Here is a 17,934-nt window from a genome sequence, read left to right as displayed (position 1 = left end):
CATTCCCTAATTATCTGTCAATTCAGAACGGATTATTCCTGCAAAAATAATTCACGCGCCCGCTGAAACAGACCATTCCTCCAGGGAAAGTCCGGGATCGGCCTTCATGTCCAGCTCCGTGAATAGGCCTCTTGTCAGCTTGAGATGCGCGGCAGCTCCGATCATTGCTGCGTTATCCGTACATAGCGATCCAGGAGGAATAAGCAGCTGTATGCCAGCTTCCTCGCACCGCCTGGACAGCTCCGCCCGCAATCCGCGATTGGCGGCAACGCCTCCGCATAGCAGCAATTGCTTCGTCTCATATTGAGCCACAGCTCGGAGCGCCTTGGTCACCAGCACATCACAGACGGATTCCTGGAATCCTCTGGCTAGTAGCGCTTCATCCAGCTCTTGCCCTTTCATACGAGCCTGATTAATGACGGACAGTACCGCCGATTTCAGCCCGCTGAAGCTGAAATCGAAGCTACCCGCCTCCAGCCAAGCCCGCGGCAGCGTGATCGCCTCGGAAGCTTCGCCTGCGAGCCTGTCAATATGCGGCCCGCCGGGATACGGCAATTTGAGCGCTCGGGCTACCTTGTCGTAAGCTTCCCCTACCGCATCGTCGCGTGTCCGGCCAATTACGCGGAATTCACCTTCGCTCTCCAACAGGACCAGCTCCGTATGACCTCCCGAGACGACAAGCGCCATGCATGGATATTCCAGCTCATGCACAAGCGCATTGGCATAGATATGGCCCGCAATATGATGTGTGCCAATCAACGGTATATCCAGCGCCAGCGCCAAGCTCTTGGCAGCCACAATTCCGACCAGCAAAGCGCCGACCAACCCAGGACCCTGCGTCACGGCGATCGCTGTCAACTCATCCAGCTTATGACCGGACTTTTGTACCGCTTGCTCCATGATGAGTGTAATCGTCTCCACATGCTTGCGGGACGCAATCTCCGGTACAACCCCGCCGAATCGTTCATGCACATCAATCTGGCTGGAGACGATATTGGACAGAATATGCTTGCCGCCTCGTATGACCGATGCGGATGTCTCGTCACAGCTTGTCTCAATAGCCAGTATGAGCGAGTCGTCATAAGCTGCTGATGCGTGATTATATTCTTGCTGTCTGTTCAATTTGATTCCTCTCCCGTCTTGAGCCGCTCATCATCAAGCTCCGCCCACATAATTAGCGCGTCTTCGTCGTTATCGGAATAATAACGAGGCCGGACACCAGCAGGCTCAAACCCGAATTTGCGATACAGATGCTGGGCCGTCTCATTGGATACACGGACCTCCAGCGTCATGCGCGCCGCTCCATAGAACACCGCCGTTCGCTGGAGCTGCTCCAGCAGCAAGTGGCCGAGTCCCTTGCCACGCAGATCAGAGCGCACCGCAATATTGGTAATATGCGCTTCGTCCATAATGATCCACATGCCGCCATAACCAAGCAATTCACCTCTATACTCCATAATCAGGTATTTGGCGAACATATTATTGGTCAGCTCGTTCATGAAAGCCTCAGCCGTCCAGGGGCTAGTGAAAGCTTCCTGCTCAATAGCGATAATAGCCGGAATATCGGCCATCTCCATCGCCCGATACAGCAGCTTGTCCGTATCCATGCTCATCGCTTGGCCTCTTCCGCTTCCTTCGCCTTCCACTTCACTTCCGCCTCTGTCAGCTGCGTATAATTCGGTGTGAAGTTATGTACATTCTCCAGCAGTCCGCTTCCATAACGCTGCGCACCGAGATAGGCTAGCGCGCTTCCCCGAAGCACATGGGGCAGCAGCCGCACTTCGATACCCGCAGCCGCGCATCGCTCTTGCAAATAAGCAGCAGAATCACCGTGCAGCGACAAATCGCCGGTCAGCCAAATCGTGAATGGGCCGGATTTCGCCTCCGCTTCGGCCGCAGCCGTCAATTCATCCGTCCAGTCTCGCATGATCCGAACGCCGTCGTTCAGCCAGCGGCTCCAGCCTTCCTCCGTATCCATCGAGAAGCCTGCACTGTATACTTGCCCGCGCCGGGCATCCATAATCGGCAGCAGCCAGTGCTTGCCCTGCACCTCTGTCGGAAGCGCCTCTCCATAAGCCATTCCCAGTCCCGCATGCAGCGCTCCGAAAGCGATCGCCTCCAGACTGGAGATGCCGACTAGCGGCTTCTCCCAAGCCCAAGCCAGCGTCTTCGCTGCTGTCACCGCGATGCGCATCCCCGTGTATGAACCGGGACCATTCCCAACCACAATCGCATCGAGATGCTCCTGTTGCATACAAGTGTCCCTTAGCATATCCTTCAGATGCGTAATGACATGGACGGAATGATTCCGCTCGGCAAGCGATTCAATCTCCGCCAGCACCTCTCCGCCCCGCGTTATGGCGGCTGCCATAGCAGCCGTCGATGTGTCCAGCGCAAGGAATGTTCCGCGTATCATCTGTTCCATTAGGTCGTCGCTCCCATCTTGTCCCATTCATCGCACCAATCGGCGTAAGGTTCTCCGATGCCCTTCGCGCGAATAATCCGCTCTTCTCCGCCCGCATGCTCGATATACAGCTCCAGCCGGCTGGCAGGCAGCAACTCCTCGATCAGAGTCGCCCACTCAACCAGCGTTATGCCTGTGCCGAAGAAATAATCGTCCAGTCCAAGCTCGTCAGCTTCCTCCACCGATATTCGATAGACATCCATATGATAGAGGGGCATAGAACTGCCCTCGTATTCTTTAATAATGGTAAACGTCGGGCTGTTCACAATGCCCGGCACGCCAATCGCAGCGGCGAATGCCTGAGAGAACGTCGTCTTACCGGCGCCAAGGTCGCCGTCCAAGGCGATGACTGTACCCGGCAGCGCCTTCTCTGCCAGCAGGGCCGCAAGCTGCGTCGTTTCCTGCAAGCTGCCAATTCGCCATTCGGCGTAGGTTATTCGTTGCTCCATCTTATTCACCCGTTCATATTCCAAAATGATTAAAACCTCTCTTCGGCAGCAGCATTCTCGGCAGCTTCTCTTTCTCTGCACCATTGCTGCTTCCATCCCATCCGCGAGGAAGCGGATTCAGCTCCACTCCCGGACTCCCTGTCTCCGCCCTGCCAATCACATAGAAGGGCAATCCGTGCCGCTGGAATTCCGCCTTTATCGCCGCCTCGCCACGGGCATCCATCGTGCCGACAAGCACATAATCCTCACCGCCATACAGCATCCAATCCAGCGGATTCACGCCAGCTCTTGAAGCATAAGCGCTCATATTTCCGCTCTTGGGCAGAGAGTGCTCGTCCAGAACGATCCGCAGGCCCGAGGCTTCCGCTATTTCCCACGCTTCGCTGGCAAGCCCGTCACTCACATCATTGAGCGAATGACATAGCCCCGAGCGAAGCAGCAAGCGGCCGGCCAAGACAGATGGCACAGGCTGCTGATGGGCAGATAGGAGCGACCGATAAGCCGAATCGTCTACTGCCGCGCGATTCGGCTCCTCCGACACCGCAGCTTGAAGCATATGAAGGCCGGCTGCCGACATGCCGACCGGTCCCGTCACGAAGACGGCATCGCCGGGCAACGCGCCTGACCGCACAATCTCCTTGCCCGCTTCCACCGTCCCCGTCAGCGATACCGAGATGACCAGATGAGCCGGCGACGAGGTCGTATCCCCGCCCACGATCGCTACATCATACTGCTGCGCACAGGCATACAGTCCGTCATAGATTCGCTTCATGCGATCCGGCCCGCAGGATGAAGGCACGCATACCGAGACCACCGCATGCAGCGGTACCCCGCCCATTGCAGCTATATCGCTGACATTGGCCGCCAGCGCTTTATACCCGATATGCTCGTCCTGCATCGTATGGGCAGCAAAGTGTATCTGCTCCACCATTGTATCGGATACGAGCAATTGCCTTCTCTCGCCTATGATGCCGTCCTGTGCGGAGCCAAAATCAAGGACTGCCGCATCGTCTCCGATGCCCAGCGCGACTCCGCGCGCAAGCTGCCAGTCAGCCGACTGCCGCCCCAAGGTCCAATATCGTATGCGTGCGAACTCATCCACGAACGTCCAATCTCCTTCTACGGCCATGCTCTATTTCTCATCATTTTACCTTAATCGCCACTAGAATCAAAGCCATAGGGCATAAGCGACAATCGAGCCTTTCTTGTTGCGGCTGCCCATGTGCCGGAACAAGAAAGGCTCGATTGTTCTACATTTCTTTTATGATCGTAATATGCGGAGTATCCTTCAGTTCAATCTCATACGGAGATGCTGGCGGCTTACCGTCCATCTCCTTAATGACGCGAACGCGCGGACGATGCACCGCCAGCTCGTTGTTTTGCGAGACAACCACCTCTTGCCCCGTGCTTAAGAGCAGCGTCGTCGCCACCGGATATACCGAGATATGGCTGCAGAACAGCTTGATCAGCTCCAGATCAAAGAAGGTCCCGCCAGCAGCGAACAGAAATTCGATTGCTTCGCTTGTCGTATACCGCTTCCGGTGAGGTCGTGGAGACACCAGCGCGTCGTATGTATCAGCCAAACCGACGATTTGCGCATAAATGTGAATTTCGTCTTTCTTTAATCCGCGGGGATAGCCCGAGCCGTTATACCGCTCATGATGTTGAAGGGCGCAATGCGCAGAGACGATGGAGATGTCATGATATTTTCTTAAAATATCGAATCCTTCCATGGGGTGGGTATGGAGAACTTTCAGATCTTCCGCTGTGAAACGCTCAGTCTGCGTGAGCAGGCTTTGCGGCATCTTCGTCATCCCGATATCGAAGAGCAGTGCCCCGATTCCGAGCTCCTCCAGCTGATTCCGGTTAAACCCTTTTGCGATGCCCATAATTCCGGCCAGCACCGCCACGTTGAACGAATGCTGGAACAGATACGCATCCCTGGAATGTATGCTCGACAGATTCACCAGCATATTCGGCCGTGTAGCCAGGTCTTGCATGATGCTGCCGAATACAGCGCGGAAGTTGCGCCCCATATCCGGAGCGATCGTCCGGCCTCTCGTGACGATTTCTTCCTTGAAGGAATTCATCGTTTTATAAATGACATTAACCGCATTCGAACGCGTTTCGTCCCGGATGGTATCCTCCGGCACGATATCAGTCGTATTCCCGTCCTCAATATACAAGAAATCAATGCCCAAATTTTCCAAGCGCTGAATATAACGCTCATTCAGCTCTACACCCTCACCAAGAAGAACGTTGCCGTTATCTTGGAAGATGGATTTTGCAACCTTGTCCCCAGGCTTGACCATTCCAAGTTGCACTTTTCTCATTGATTTGTTCCCGCCTTTTAAACAAAACTTTGCACTTGCAGCCAGTTAAAGCTATATTAACAGACTGTGACCTTTCTTACTATGTAAGGAGCAGGTAACTATGAAATGGAAACTTTTACCTTGAGCTGAACGCCCTCCGCTACGCAAAAAATCCCGTACATCACGTCGGGACTTTATGCTAATTTGCGCTTAACGATACGGTTGCGTCCATTGTACTTCGCTTCATATAGGGCAGCATCGGCTTGAGACATCAGCTCGCGGAGGAAGGCCTTCGGATTGTCCAAGTCCGACGAATCGAATTGTTCCATCGAAATCACGCCCATACTGATGGTGACCGCGACCGATGCATCGCCTATCCCGGTAGACACCAGGTTCTTCTCTACTGCGGACTTCACCTGCTCGGCGATGACATCCGCCTGCTCCCGGTTCGTATGCGGGAGGTAGACCGTGAATTCTTCGCCGCCGAACCGGGCCAGCACATCGGTCAGCCGCAAGGCGCTTCGTACCGCATCGACCGTACTGCAGAGCACCTCATCGCCGATCAGATGGCCGTACCGGTCATTGATCGTTTTGAAATAATCCAGGTCGAAGATGAAGATCGAAAACGGAATGCCGTACCTGATATTGTTGACGACCTCGCCTTCCAGCTGCTGCAGTAAATATCTGCGGTTGTAGCAGCCCGTGAGACCATCCGTAATCGCCATATGCTCCAGCTTCCGGTTCGCCTGGTACAGCTCGTCCTGCATAATCAGAAGCTCGCGGTTCCTCTCCTGGAGCAGCTCGTTCTGATTATTCGTCTCCTCGACCAGCATGCGCAGCTCCGTCACATCATGGAAGGTAAGCACACGCCCTACAATTCGCTTCTTCTGGTTCAGAATCGGCGCCGATTGGACAATGACGTGGCGAATATGGTTCATATCAAGGGACAGCTCGATTTCCAGCCGCTCCATTGGCCGCACACGCTGCGCTTCAAAAAAAGCATGCAGCTGCCGGGCGGTCTCGCTCTTGAACTGCGACGCAAGCGCATCGGGATTGAAGCTGTCCCCGATCCGGATACGAAGAATCGGCTTAATTACCTTATTGACCTCAATAATCGTATCGTTCTCGTCCATGACGATAATGCCCATAGACATCGTGTTCATGACGTCCTTCTGGACGATCTGAATGATATCGAACACCTTGTTCCGGCTGATGGCATGAACAATATAGATGGCGGTTACAGTCATCCCTACAGAAATTAGTGGAATGTAGCGCGCAAAATAATCAATATAAGCCACATTGACGAAGAAGTCGGTAATGGAGAAAAACGAAAGCACAAACACGCTGTTCAGTGCGGTTCTGACCATCTTGCGCTGTCTGACGGAATCATCTTTTCTTCCCAGCTTGTACAGCAGAATGACAAGAGAAACCGATAAATACAGCACAAGCTGGATAATCATCACCCAATAAAGCGAGCCGTGCTGAAGCTGTTTAAGCGGTTCCACAGATTGGTTGATGTCAAGGAATCCGCCGTCCGGATTCCATATAACGACAATAACCGACACAAGTGCCGGTATCGATAGCAGAAGTAAGCGACTCTTCCGAATGATGTAGTACTGTCCTGTCAAAAAGAGAATAAAAGCAAACCAGCCAATACCAAGCAACGAAAGACCTATATAAGATGCAGATAGGTAAAAAAGCCTATAGCTGACCATTGTCGTCGTCTGCGAGGCAAATTGAAACAGGGGCCACAGCATGAAGACGATATGCAAGAAAAGATAGATTCGGTGCAGAACCGTGACTGAGCTTGATGAAAATAAATATAAAAAAAGGCCCAGAAGCACCGCAAACGTACTAAAGTCTAACCAAATCATCCATTCCAATACGGTTCACCCATTCATTTGGTAGCCATCTTCTTCCATTGTAACAAATGTTATTCCTATCGACAATTGGCTATTTCGTCGATTTCACGGAATTCTTTTCTGCGTCCGGCCAATGATGGGATAACATGCTCTCTAGTGCTGGAGACAGATGCAGAAAGTCTCTGAAACTTTCATATTGCTTCCACTTTGCAAGCGATAGTTCTTTGTGCGGAGTCGCTACAGCACGAATAAGCAGGTTTTTCGGGGTATGCTCCGGGTCCACGAATTCCAGCATACTCACCTTATAGCCAAGCACCTCCAGCAGGTTCCCACGGATGGCATCAGTTGCCAGCGCCGAGAAGCGCTCCTTCAGCAGCCCTTGCGACAACAGCGGGGCCATCACATCACTCTCCACTTGACGGAACAGCTCATGCTGGCAGCATGGCACAGACATAATGACAGAGGCTCCCCAGCCTACCGCCTTCGCCAAAGCCGCATCCGTTGCCGTATCGCATGCATGCAAGGTTACCACCATATCGGCTGCTTCAAGACCTTCATATTCCGCAATATCCCCAACGAGAAAATTCAGCCTGTCATACCCAAGCTTATCAGCCAGATTGGAGCAGAAGGCGATTACGTCTTCCTTCAGATCAAGCCCGATAACGGAGATATCGCGTCCCTGCTCTACCGCAAGAAGATGATACAGGGCGAACGTCAGATATGACTTCCCGCAGCCGAAGTCGACAATCTTCAGCTGGCGGTCCCGCGGGAGCGCGTCCAGCACATCCGTCACCATCTCCAGGAAGCGGTTGATCTGGCGGTACTTATCCTGCTTCTTCGCATGAACTCGGCCATCCTCTGTCATAATGCCCAGCTCTACCAGGAAAGGAGCCGGCTTGCCTTCCTCCAGGATGCGCTGCTTCTTCCGGTTATGCTCCTGCGCGGCGGACTTGTCTCTCCCGCTCACTGCCGTCCTTCGTACGGTCGCTTTGCCTTTCTTGCTGAACAGAAGCTGCACGTCCTCATCCTGCGTCTTCACCAATCCTTGCCGGTACAGAGGACCGACAATCTCAAGCAATCGCGATACCGTCTCATCCTCGTCCAAGTTGTGATGCAGCACTTTATTCGTATAATGGGACTCGAACTGATAACGCAGCCCTTCCTTGAGCCTCACAGGCCGTATGACCGTCCGGGGAGCCGTCGTTTCCCCGCCTCCGCGCGGCGAGCTAAGCGTCGCTTGCAGCAGTTGTCCCTTTCTGATCCAGGTCTCGATATCCTGTTGCCATTGTTCCGTCATGCTTGACTGGTCACTCCCTCGTTGCCTTATGCTTTCAATGCCGATTGCAGATCGGCCATGCCTTGACGGATCTCTTCTCTCGGAAGTCCCCCCGCTGCCAAAGCCTCGTCGCTCTGCTCCAGCAGCCTGCGATACGTCTCGGAGGCTTCCTCCGGCGATATCGCGCTCGCTTCAAGCAGCTCATACATGACATTTTCGGTCTGATCGTAACGCCCCTCCGCCTCATGCCATTCCATCAGCAGACGCTTCGCAGAATCGGGCAGCTCATACACGCTAAGCAAATCGAGCAGCTCCTTAATTTGCTCTCTGGGCTCTACAATCGTTGGCTCCGCCCCCATTAGCGATAAGCGTAAGAAGAGCCGGAGTGAACGCACATACATTCCGTAGCACTCCGTCTCCCGTCCGAGCTCCCCGTGAAGCACCCCCTCTTGCTTCATCAGTATGGCAATGGCCTGAAGATGGTCGGTATCGATCACACCGTTGGTCGTCATCACTTTGATCAGATCCTCATCGGACAAGGATCGGATAAGCTTGCTGCTAAGCCGAAAGTGCTTGTCCAAGAGATCGTCCAGCACTAGCAGCGCTTCCTCCTGCTTCATCTGCTTGCGCAAGCCAAGCACTTGCCCTAACGCTTCTGTCATCTGACTAATCATTCTCATGAAATAATCACGTTGGAACATAGGCCGCGTCCCCCCCTCGCCCTTCCTTATTCCTATATCGACCTTACGAAAGAAGCCATCTCTTCCGCAAGCTGCGGTGCGCATTCCATCATGCTCATATGGCCCGCCTGCTCCAGCTCGACCTTTCTCGTCTCTCCGTTAACGGCGGAGAAGGTGCTCTCCGCCGGGATTACTCCGTCTTGGGCACCTGCCACCAGCAGCACCGGAAGGCTGGAGCCAGTGATCACCGCGCTGCGGTCCGCTCTTGTCTTCATCCCTTTGGCTGTCGCGATGGCACCGTGCTGTGCTGTGACGTAGCCGATTTCCTTACACCAGGCTACCTCCGGCCCCATGCCCTCCAGACGATCCTTGGCGAACAGCTTCGGAATCAGGCCGTCCACGAACGCCTCTACACCGCTCTCCTGAAGCGAAGCGACAGCCTTGTCCCGATTGGCACGGGCAGCCTCGCTATCTGGCAGCGGAGTGGAATGAACCAGTCCAAATGCGGACAGTCTGTCCCCATGCCGTTCCGCGAAAGCGAGCGCAATATAGCCGCCAAGCGAATGGCCAAGCACGATCGCACGGCGAATGGATAATGCATCAAGCACACCGGCCAGATCGTCTGCGAACAGCTCCATTCCGTACACTTCTTCCTCCGGGGCGGAGCTTCGTCCATGGCCTCTCGCGTCAGGCGCCACCACTCGGATAGACGCCGCCAGTTCGTCCACAATCTTCGCCCAATAAGCCGAACTGCCGCAATAGCCGTGCAGCAGTACGAGCGCCATGTCCAGCCCATGCGACTCCTTCGAATCATAGTAAGCCAGCTTGACGCCATTTTTGATCACTGCCGTATCCTGCGCAATCGATTGGCTGTGGCCGCCCGTTTTTTCATTCTGTTCCATCTTGATCAAGCCCCCTTATCGGTTTGAATCCCACTACCCGTTATTGGCTTCCGCCAACCATGCTTCACGGATCGCCCTTGCCGCTTGCTTCGCCATGCCCATGACCAGATGCAGCGATGTCGTCTGCAGCATCCCGTATGCCTTCACTCCGTTCAAATTGACAACACCGGCGATGCTGTAATCGCCTACGGCGGGAAGTCTTCGTCCCGTCGCCGCTCCCGGCTGCAACGATCCCTCCCGGGTGATAAAGCCTCCTACCGATTGCGGCTTGCCAAGGCAAGCGTCAACGGCAATCAGCGTCAGCTTGTCGCTGCCTTGCAGAACAGCTGCCCGGCATACAGCCGACTCCACTGCATGAGCGTCGCAGGGTTCCTCCAGCGTGCCGATCACATGCTTCCAGCCTTGCTCCTTCAGCATCGAGCCCAGCAGCGGGCCGAAGGCATCTCCGGTCGACCGGTCGGTCCCTATGCAGATAAACAATATTCGGTCAGGATCAGGCTCCCGCCGTGCAATCGAAGCCATAAACTCCGATAACCCCTCTGCATCCCGTATTGCCAGCGTATCGGCTTCCGCTTCCTTGCTCTTCCCTCTCGACCGAGATCCCCTCGCTGGGCCTTTTCCAATCGACTGCTCCGTCATCCGCACCTTACTCTTCACCCGTTTCCGTACTCTTTCCCAATACCGTCTATTGTACCGAATATTGCCCTTGTCTTCAATTTGTGGCGATCCCCTCCCCAGTCGTGATACAATGACGGGAGCCAACACCCAAGGAAAGGGGCGAATCATATGAGCAACCTGGATCAGCACACCCAAGAAAACGTCGAAATCATGATCGAAGCAATCAAGACCAAGCTAAGAATGGCGTCAGGCGCCGCCATGCAAGCCTCCAACTTCAACGTAGACCAATACGAGGATATAAAGGAACTGTACGATATCGTAAATGCGAAGGAAAGATTCAGCATTAGTGAAGTTGAAGCACTGGTATCGGAGCTAGGCAAGCTGCGTAAAAAGTAAACGGATTCAATAGAAGTAATATATCGTATATTTTGCCATTCCAAACCATTAATTATCATTATTCGACAAAAAAGAACCGGGATCGTTCAAGACGATTCCGGTTCTTTCTCCTATTGCTCCATTACTCCTGTGTTTCCGAATCTTCATTCTTCTCCGTCTCCACCGCTTCAATAGACAGCTTGATAGAGATATCCTTGCGTTCGCCCTTCAGGAAGTGCGCCAATCTCTCCAGCTTGTCGGCTAGTTCAGGGCCGGTCAACGTCGTGTTAAGCTGGTAGTCGAATGAATCGGAAGGAAGCTTCGCGCCATAGCTGCCGCCGCGCCAGCCGCGTTCATCAACATGACCCGGGCGCTGGTTCAAGTTTTCTTGCGCAGGGTAGAACTTGTCTGATTTATTCACAACACGTTCATAGATTCTAAGTTTCTTCAACAACATGTAGTATTGCGCGGAATGCTTGAAGTTCCAGGCCTCCCGAATATCTTTCAACGTGTAATCCATCTTCCAGCGCTTCAGCTTCTCCACCTGCTCGTCTGAGCTGAGCTGCAAAAATCCGTCGAGCGGCAGCATTTTTTCTGGCATTTCTATCCCTCCATTATGAGCTAGCTTCATTAAAATTTATTAATTCTAAAAACAATATTTATTATATAAAAAATACCATAATTCATGAAAAAACACAACAAAGAACCTTCCCGTTCATCGCATTGCCGATTTTCAGGAAGGTTTGCTATTCATTTTGGACTTGCTCCCACCGAAGCAAGAAATTGATGGAAGGACGCTCTGCCCTGCTCTGTACGCTTGAATACACCCGCATCCGTCAACACGTTAAGGAATCGTTCTCCGGTTCCATGCTGCATGATCGCCCATGCTTGCGCAACTGAATTTGCGGTACCATGATTCTCCGCCAGTGACGCCAGCCACTCCCCATGCTTGTGCAGCGGATGACCGGTCTGACCAAGTCTCTCTATATCCTCTACAGCATCCGGCGTCAGATACATGGACAAGCTTTTCAGTTCTTCGCTCAGCCTGCCCGGAAGCACTGCCAAACCCATAACCTCGATAAGTCCAATGTTTTCCTTCTTGATGTGATGCAGGTTCCGATGAGGATGGAAGATGCCATCCGGATGCTCGGGGCTGGTCCGATTGTTTCGCAGGACCAGATCCAGCTCATATTCGCCGTTATCCCGAAGACGCGCAATTGGCGTTACCGTATTATGTGCCTCACGCCTCCCGCCTTCATACTCTGTCCATGCCAGCACCTCGGCAGCTTCATCACAGTAGCCTCTCCAAGCATCCAGAATCTCATTTGCCGCTTCCAGCACCGCTGATCGGGAAGCCCCGTTCAGACGGAGGACCGACATGGGCCACTCTACGATGCCGATCGATACACCAGGACAAGCGGCATTCGTAAACTCGGCTTCTACCTTCGCCGTTTCCATCGGGAATTCATGCCGTCCAGCCTGGAAGTGATCATGGCTTAGAATGGAGCCTCCTACGATGGGCAGATCGGCGTTCGAGCCAATAAAGTAGTGAGGGAACTGCTCTACAAAATCAAGCAGCCTCACAAAAGTGTCATGAGAGATGGACATCGGCTCATGCGCCGCTTTCAGCACGATGCTGTGCTCGTTGTAATAGACATAGGGGGAATATTGAAAGTACCAGTCCTCGCCACCGAGCTGGAGCGGCAACACTCTCAGATTCTGTCTTGCCGGATGGTCGATTCGCCCGGCGTAACCTACATTATTCGCACATAGAAGGCAGCTCGGATAATGACTCTGAGGCATCGTTCTCAGCTTGGCGATTTCTTGCGGGTCCTTCTCCGGCTTTGACAAATTGATCGTCATCTCCAGGCTTCCGTAAGAAGTGTCGTGCTGCCAGTACAGATTGCGGGCGATGCGATCCATACGTATATAATTGCTCGCAATATTCATTCGATAGAAGGCGCTCGTCGCACTTGACAGCCCTTCCCGCTCCGCTCGCTCACGGAAGCACGCCGCCGCTTCCGATGGCCTTGGCATTAGCAGCCCCATAATACGCGCATCCAGCAAGTCCCGCTGCGTCGTTGTCCAGTCCGGCACCAGCCCGATCGAGCAGCCGTAATCCAGCAGCGGCTCCAGCAGCTCGGAGGCGTTATCCGTCATCTCATCGGGGACCGCTCCCCCATAAGGTTCATTAAATCCGAACAAATCGAGCAGGGCGTTGCGTCCATAGGATAAATCCAGCTCATGCAGCAACTCCTGTTGCTGCGCGAACGCCAATAATCGTTCGATCAACAGCAACGCTTCTTCGTTAGAAGGCGTCGCTTGCGTGGCGATACTCATGCTGTCCAGCTCCTCTTACGCAGGTGCGGGCAGATGCCTCTTAGCCCTCATAGCCATTCGGGCGCGACACATGCCAGTTCCATGCGCTTGTGATGATATGCTTAAGCTCGCTGCGGCTTGGCTTCCACCCCAGCTCGGTACGCGCACGCTGCGAAGACGCCACTAATACAGCCGGGTCCCCTGCGCGACGCGGCTCGATGACCGCCGGAATTTCCTTCCCGGTAACCGTTCGCGCGATTTCAATTACTTCTTTGACGGAGAAGCCTTGACCGTTGCCCAAATTGTACACAGAGCTGTCAGCGCCCGTCCGTAGACGATCAACCGCCAGCACATGGGCATCCGCCAGATCGCTGACATGAATATAATCGCGGATGCATGTGCCATCCGTAGTATCGTAATCGTCGCCGAATACGGAGATATGAGGACGCTTGCCGAGCGCTGCTTCCAGTACGATCGGTACCAGATGCGTCTCCGGCCGGTGATCCTCCCCAATTTTGCCGCTGTCATGAGCCCCGGCGGCATTGAAGTAACGCAGGGAGATATATTTGATCTCATGAGCCGTATCGAACCATTTCATCATTTTCTCCATCGCCAGCTTAGTCTCTCCGTAAGCATTCGTCGGTAATGTCCGGTCGTACTCGTCAATCGGGACTTGTTCCGGCTCTCCGTAAGTTGCTGCTGTCGACGAGAATACAATCTTCTTGACGCCATGTTCATTCATCTTCTCAAGCAGACATAAGGTTCCGTACACATTATTGTGATAATACTTCCCCGGCTGCTTCATGCTCTCTCCGACCAGTGAGTTAGCGGCAAAATGAATGACCGCATCGATCTCATTTTCTGTGAAAACCCGATCCAGCACCTCTGCATCACGCAAGTCGCCGACGTAGAGCTTGCCGCCAAGCAGCGCCGCCTTATGCCCTTGCTGCAAATTATCGAGCACAACGATGTCCTCACCGCGTTCGAGCAGCGCGGCGACCGTATGGGAGCCGATATACCCTGCTCCTCCCGTTACTAATACTGCCATCTCACCAACTCCTCGTTCATATTGACGACAAGCGAATCAAGCTTCCAACCGCTCGACACCATTGCCGATGCTGCATACATAGAACTCCGCCTTGAGTCCGGTAGCCTCCGTATATAGACGGCCGACTTCTTCCTGGAACAGGGCCGCGCTATCCTCTTGAACAAGCGAGACGGTACAGCCGCCGAAGCCCGCTCCGGTCATACGGGACCCGACTACGCCCGGCACTTCGCGAGCGGCATCTACAAGCGAGTCGAGCTCAGTGCCTGTCACCTCGTACAAATCGCGCAAGGACTGATGAGAGGCATACATGAGCTGGCCGAAGCGCTCCAGATCCCCATCATTCAGCGCCTTCACCGACTGAAGCACGCGCTCGTTCTCCTCCACCACATGCTGCGCGCGTCTTCTGACGGTCTCGTCTTGAATCAGATGCTTGCTGGCATTGAATTGCTCCGTGCTTAGCTGGCCGAGCAGTTCCAGACCTGCATGCACCGCACGAAGCTCTTCCACTGCCCGCTCGCACTCGGCGCGCCGTTCATTATATTTGGAATCGGCGAGGCCTCTGCGCTTGTTTGTATTGGCGATAATCAGACAGTAGCCCTCCGTGCGGAAAGGCACCTGTTCTACCTTTAACGTATCGCACATCAGCAGCATCGCATGGTCGCGCAGTCCGTTCGCGACAGCGAACTGATCCATGATGCCGCATTTGACGCCATTGAACTCATTCTCCGATTTTTGGGACAATAATGCAATTTTTGTTTTGTTCAGAGGCAAGCCTTCCATGGACAGCAGCGCATACGCCGTTACCACTTCAATAGATGCGGAAGAGGACAAGCCTGATCCGTTAGGAATCTCGCCGTGATAGAGCAGATCATACCCTTGGCTGAACACGATGCCTTGGCTGAGCAGCTCATGGACAATTCCCTTCGGGTAGTTCATCCATTCATCCGCTTTGTCATAACTGACGGAGTCGATGGAAAGCCGCTTCGATAACGGGAAGTTGGTCGATGCCAGCCCCAGGCTCCGGTCCCCTCTGCCCCGGATTAATAATGTCGTGCCGAAGGTAAGCGCCGCCGGGAACACGTAGCCTCCATTATAGTCCGTATGCTCGCCGATCAGATTGACTCTCCCGGGCGCATGGAAAACTTCAATATCCGACGGTTGTCCGCCATAGTGTTCGATGAATTGGGTTTTAAGAGCTTCTATATTAGCCATTCGCTTCACGTTCCTTTGCTGGTGGAATGAATCATCTACTCTCATTAGCCTTAGTATAGTGGAAGTGCGCTGGAAGGGAAATGGCGGAATGGTTGCAACATATGGATTTATGTGACTTTCCCGCCACCAATGAAGCATGATAAGATGAGAAAAACGACCTCGGATTACAGCATCCCGGAAAGGGGTAATACCTTATGAAGCCGGAAACCTATCGCGTCGCATCCAACCCGGCCATTGAGAATAGCGGTGAACCGTCCGCCCTGCGCGTTTTGTTCTCAGGAGAGAGCCAGACAGCGCCCGGCCATTTGCTTGGGCCGAAGGTGTATGACTTTTATTTGATGCATCTAGTCTTATCTGGCCGAGGCATCTTCGAGCTGAACGGCAAGAGCTACGAGTTGGAATCAGGCCATACCTTCCTCATCAAGCCCGGTCAGCTCATACGCTACGAATCGGACGATGCGGACCCCTGGCACTACAGATGGATTGCATTCAAAGGGACGGAAGCGACTGCGTTAGCAGCAAAAGCTGGATTGAATACCGGAGACTTACAGCACAATCGCCTATCCGACATACGCCGGGCATCCACACTATATCGATGCGTCTTTCATGCATTAAGCGGAGAAGGGAACTCAGCCGACCTGGAGGCCGCCGGATATCTCCAGCTTCTCATGGCTGCATACCGCAAGGCGGCCATTGCCGCCCGCCGGTATCCAGAAGAAACAGAAAGTCACGGCGAACAGCTCCATCAAAGGGTTGTCCGCTTCTTGTCCGCTCAATATACGCATGCCGTGTCCATTGAAGCGATGGCCGATTCTCTGGGCTACAACCGAGCCTACCTGTCGCGCGTCTTCAAGAAGAAGACCGGTCTCTCCCCCGTCTCATTCCTGCTCAGGCTTAGACTGGATCGGGCGAAGCTGATGCTTCGCGAACGGCCGGAATTGACTGTGGGGCAGGTTGCAGCATCCGTCGGCATGCAAGACGCTTTGTACTTCTCCAAGCAGTTCAAGAAGCAGCATGGCTTGTCTCCGATTGCCTACAGGCAGGACATATTGGGACAACAGGGGGATTCCTGATATACGGCGGTGGATATACTACGGATAGAGCTTTCCAGGGAAGGGTGTATCTATGAAGGAACTTCACACGGGTCAGCTGTATTGGCCGACTACACGATCGGATTCGAGGCCGTATCCCGCACTGAAGGAAGCGGCCACAGCTCAAGTTGCCATTATTGGAGGCGGCATGTCCGGCATTAACTGCGCCTACGCTTTCTCCACAGCCGGTCTGGATACGCTGCTGGTCGAGCGGGGAGAGATTGCGGAAGGAAGCACCTCAGCTAATACGGGCATGCTGCAATATTGCAACGATACGATGTTATGCGATCTGATCGACCAGATTGGCAAGACGAATGCGCAGCTATTCTATAAGAGATGCTTGCAAGCGGTCGATGAATTGGAGCAGGCAGCGGCAAGCCTGCCTGTTTCTGTCGGCTTCAAGAGACGGAGCAGCCTCTACTTCGCATCCACGGAACAAGATCTCCCCAAGCTGAGAAAAGAGTACGAAGCGCTACGCGAAGCTTGCCTACCTGTGGAATTCTGGACAGCCGATGAGATTGCGAAGCACTTTCCGTTCAAAAAACCCGGAGCTATCATTACACACGGTGACGCTGAAGTGAATCCGTTCCATTTCGTGAATACACTTGCGGATGCAGCAGCCAAGGCCGGTGCACGGCTGCATGAGCATACCGACATCGTGCGGCACGAGAAGCTTCCGGACGGGAGGCACAGGCTGCACACCTCAAGAGGCCATACGATCGATGCCGACTACATTGTCTGCGCGGTCGGGTATGAGCCGGAAGAATTGCGCAGTAAGCTGGTGCAGTCTAACATGAACCGCTCTTATTCGATCGTCACACAACCTATGCCGGAGCCACTGCTTAAGCAGTGGCATCAGCAATGGCTGATTTGGGAGACCGCCAGACCCTATCTCTATATGAGGACAACTGAGGAGGGTCGCATAATAGCCGGCGGGCTCGATGAAGGGATCGAGCAGCCTGTTCACAGCGAAGAGATCCTCAGAAAAAGAGGCGAGCAGCTTCTGGATAAAATACAATCCTTATTCCCCGATTGGCCGCTTGCCATTGAATATAGATGGAATGCCACTTTCGGAGAGTCGCGAGACAATCTTCCCTTTATCGGAGAGGACCCTGCCCTTCCTGGCGTATATTACAGTCTGGGTTACGGCGGCAATGGCACCGTCTACTCCATGATTGGCGCGCGGACGATATTAGGTTTGCTGCAAGGCGAATATGCCTCACATCCTCTTCCCTTTATCGGCATACGTACATCGGCTACCTCATAAAGTAAAGCTGCCTCCTCGGTATTATACCGAGGAGGCAGCTTACTCCTTACTTATTACAA

Annotated in this window: 18 protein-coding genes; 3 read left to right on the top strand and 15 right to left on the bottom strand. The window is 53.7% G+C overall.

Features of this window, described 5'->3' with window-relative positions:
* Nucleotides 1-51 precede the first annotated feature (51 nt).
* The 11 genes from tsaD to yyaC form a co-directional block, all read right to left on the bottom strand.
* Complete coding sequence (gene tsaD / locus ACFVSO_RS07175; protein WP_387471555.1) at nt 52-1,122, bottom strand: tRNA (adenosine(37)-N6)-threonylcarbamoyltransferase complex transferase subunit TsaD; 1,071 nt, start codon at nt 1,120-1,122, stop codon at nt 52-54.
* Nucleotides 1,119-1,613: a ribosomal protein S18-alanine N-acetyltransferase gene (gene rimI / locus ACFVSO_RS07170; RefSeq protein WP_387471553.1), complete on the bottom strand. Its 495-nt coding sequence runs from the start codon at nt 1,611-1,613 to the stop codon at nt 1,119-1,121. Before rimI ends, tsaD begins: the two co-directional genes overlap by 4 nt.
* Nucleotides 1,610-2,425 (bottom strand): tRNA (adenosine(37)-N6)-threonylcarbamoyltransferase complex dimerization subunit type 1 TsaB, encoded by an 816-nt coding sequence (gene tsaB / locus ACFVSO_RS07165; protein WP_387471551.1) that lies wholly within the window; start codon nt 2,423-2,425, stop codon nt 1,610-1,612. The genes rimI and tsaB overlap by 4 nt, the downstream gene beginning before the upstream one ends.
* Nucleotides 2,425-2,913, bottom strand: coding sequence for a tRNA (adenosine(37)-N6)-threonylcarbamoyltransferase complex ATPase subunit type 1 TsaE (gene tsaE, locus ACFVSO_RS07160; protein WP_387471549.1), 489 nt, complete (start codon nt 2,911-2,913; stop codon nt 2,425-2,427). Before tsaE ends, tsaB begins: the two co-directional genes overlap by 1 nt.
* Before the next feature lie 13 nt (nt 2,914-2,926).
* Nucleotides 2,927-4,042: a thiamine-phosphate kinase gene (gene thiL, locus ACFVSO_RS07155; RefSeq protein ID WP_387471547.1), complete on the bottom strand. Its 1,116-nt coding sequence runs from the start codon at nt 4,040-4,042 to the stop codon at nt 2,927-2,929.
* A gap of 121 nt (nt 4,043-4,163) precedes the next feature.
* Entirely contained in the window at nt 4,164-5,246 is a 1,083-nt protein-coding gene (locus ACFVSO_RS07150; RefSeq protein WP_387471545.1) for an HD-GYP domain-containing protein, read from the bottom strand.
* A gap of 173 nt (nt 5,247-5,419) precedes the next feature.
* Nucleotides 5,420-7,099, bottom strand: a complete 1,680-nt coding sequence (locus ACFVSO_RS07145; RefSeq protein WP_387471687.1) for a histidine kinase N-terminal 7TM domain-containing diguanylate cyclase — start codon at nt 7,097-7,099, stop codon at nt 5,420-5,422.
* A gap of 79 nt (nt 7,100-7,178) precedes the next feature.
* A complete protein-coding gene (locus ACFVSO_RS07140; RefSeq protein WP_387471543.1) occupies nt 7,179-8,384 on the bottom strand; it encodes a class I SAM-dependent methyltransferase in 1,206 nt (401 codons plus the stop codon).
* 26 nt (nt 8,385-8,410) lie between these two features.
* Nucleotides 8,411-9,064, bottom strand: coding sequence for a DUF6483 family protein (locus tag ACFVSO_RS07135; protein ID WP_387471541.1), 654 nt, complete (start codon nt 9,062-9,064; stop codon nt 8,411-8,413).
* 32 nt (nt 9,065-9,096) lie between these two features.
* Nucleotides 9,097-9,945, bottom strand: coding sequence for an alpha/beta fold hydrolase (locus ACFVSO_RS07130; RefSeq protein ID WP_387471539.1), 849 nt, complete (start codon nt 9,943-9,945; stop codon nt 9,097-9,099).
* 33 nt (nt 9,946-9,978) lie between these two features.
* Nucleotides 9,979-10,602, bottom strand: a complete 624-nt coding sequence (gene yyaC, locus ACFVSO_RS07125; RefSeq protein ID WP_387471537.1) for a spore protease YyaC — start codon at nt 10,600-10,602, stop codon at nt 9,979-9,981.
* A gap of 129 nt (nt 10,603-10,731) precedes the next feature.
* Between yyaC and ACFVSO_RS07120 the strand changes: the two genes are divergently transcribed.
* The gene (locus ACFVSO_RS07120) at nt 10,732-10,959 is read left to right on the top strand and encodes a DUF1128 domain-containing protein (protein WP_387471535.1); all 228 of its coding nucleotides are present in this window, start codon (nt 10,732-10,734) and stop codon (nt 10,957-10,959) included.
* Between the two features lie 121 nt (nt 10,960-11,080).
* Here the strand turns inward: ACFVSO_RS07120 and ACFVSO_RS07115 are convergent, their stop codons facing one another.
* The 4 genes from ACFVSO_RS07115 to ACFVSO_RS07100 form a co-directional block, all read right to left on the bottom strand.
* Nucleotides 11,081-11,539 carry a hypothetical protein gene (locus tag ACFVSO_RS07115; RefSeq protein ID WP_387471534.1) on the bottom strand — a complete coding sequence of 153 codons (459 nt, stop codon included), beginning with the start codon at nt 11,537-11,539 and terminating at the stop codon, nt 11,081-11,083.
* A 149-nt stretch (nt 11,540-11,688) separates the two neighbouring features.
* Nucleotides 11,689-13,278, bottom strand: a complete 1,590-nt coding sequence (locus ACFVSO_RS07110) for a UDP-glucose--hexose-1-phosphate uridylyltransferase (protein ID WP_387471532.1) — start codon at nt 13,276-13,278, stop codon at nt 11,689-11,691.
* 40 nt (nt 13,279-13,318) lie between these two features.
* The gene (galE, locus tag ACFVSO_RS07105) at nt 13,319-14,305 is read right to left on the bottom strand and encodes a UDP-glucose 4-epimerase GalE (protein WP_387471530.1); all 987 of its coding nucleotides are present in this window, start codon (nt 14,303-14,305) and stop codon (nt 13,319-13,321) included.
* A gap of 36 nt (nt 14,306-14,341) precedes the next feature.
* Nucleotides 14,342-15,517, bottom strand: coding sequence for a galactokinase (locus ACFVSO_RS07100; RefSeq protein ID WP_387471528.1), 1,176 nt, complete (start codon nt 15,515-15,517; stop codon nt 14,342-14,344).
* Nucleotides 15,518-15,711: 194 nt separating this feature from the next.
* On the opposite strand from ACFVSO_RS07100, the gene ACFVSO_RS07095 reads away from it, so the two are divergent.
* Both ACFVSO_RS07095 and ACFVSO_RS07090 read left to right on the top strand, forming a co-directional pair.
* Entirely contained in the window at nt 15,712-16,590 is an 879-nt protein-coding gene (locus ACFVSO_RS07095; protein ID WP_387471526.1) for an AraC family ligand binding domain-containing protein, read from the top strand.
* A 52-nt stretch (nt 16,591-16,642) separates the two neighbouring features.
* Nucleotides 16,643-17,875, top strand: coding sequence for an NAD(P)/FAD-dependent oxidoreductase (locus ACFVSO_RS07090; RefSeq protein WP_387471524.1), 1,233 nt, complete (start codon nt 16,643-16,645; stop codon nt 17,873-17,875).
* The last annotated feature ends 59 nt before the right edge of the window (nt 17,876-17,934 follow it).

The organism is Paenibacillus sp. NPDC057967, from assembly GCF_042887015.1.
In the GTDB taxonomy this organism is placed as follows: Bacteria; Bacillota; Bacilli; order Paenibacillales; family Paenibacillaceae; genus Pristimantibacillus.
The sequence above is the reverse complement of the archived record's forward strand: the minus strand, read 5'-3'. Positions and strand labels throughout refer to the sequence as shown.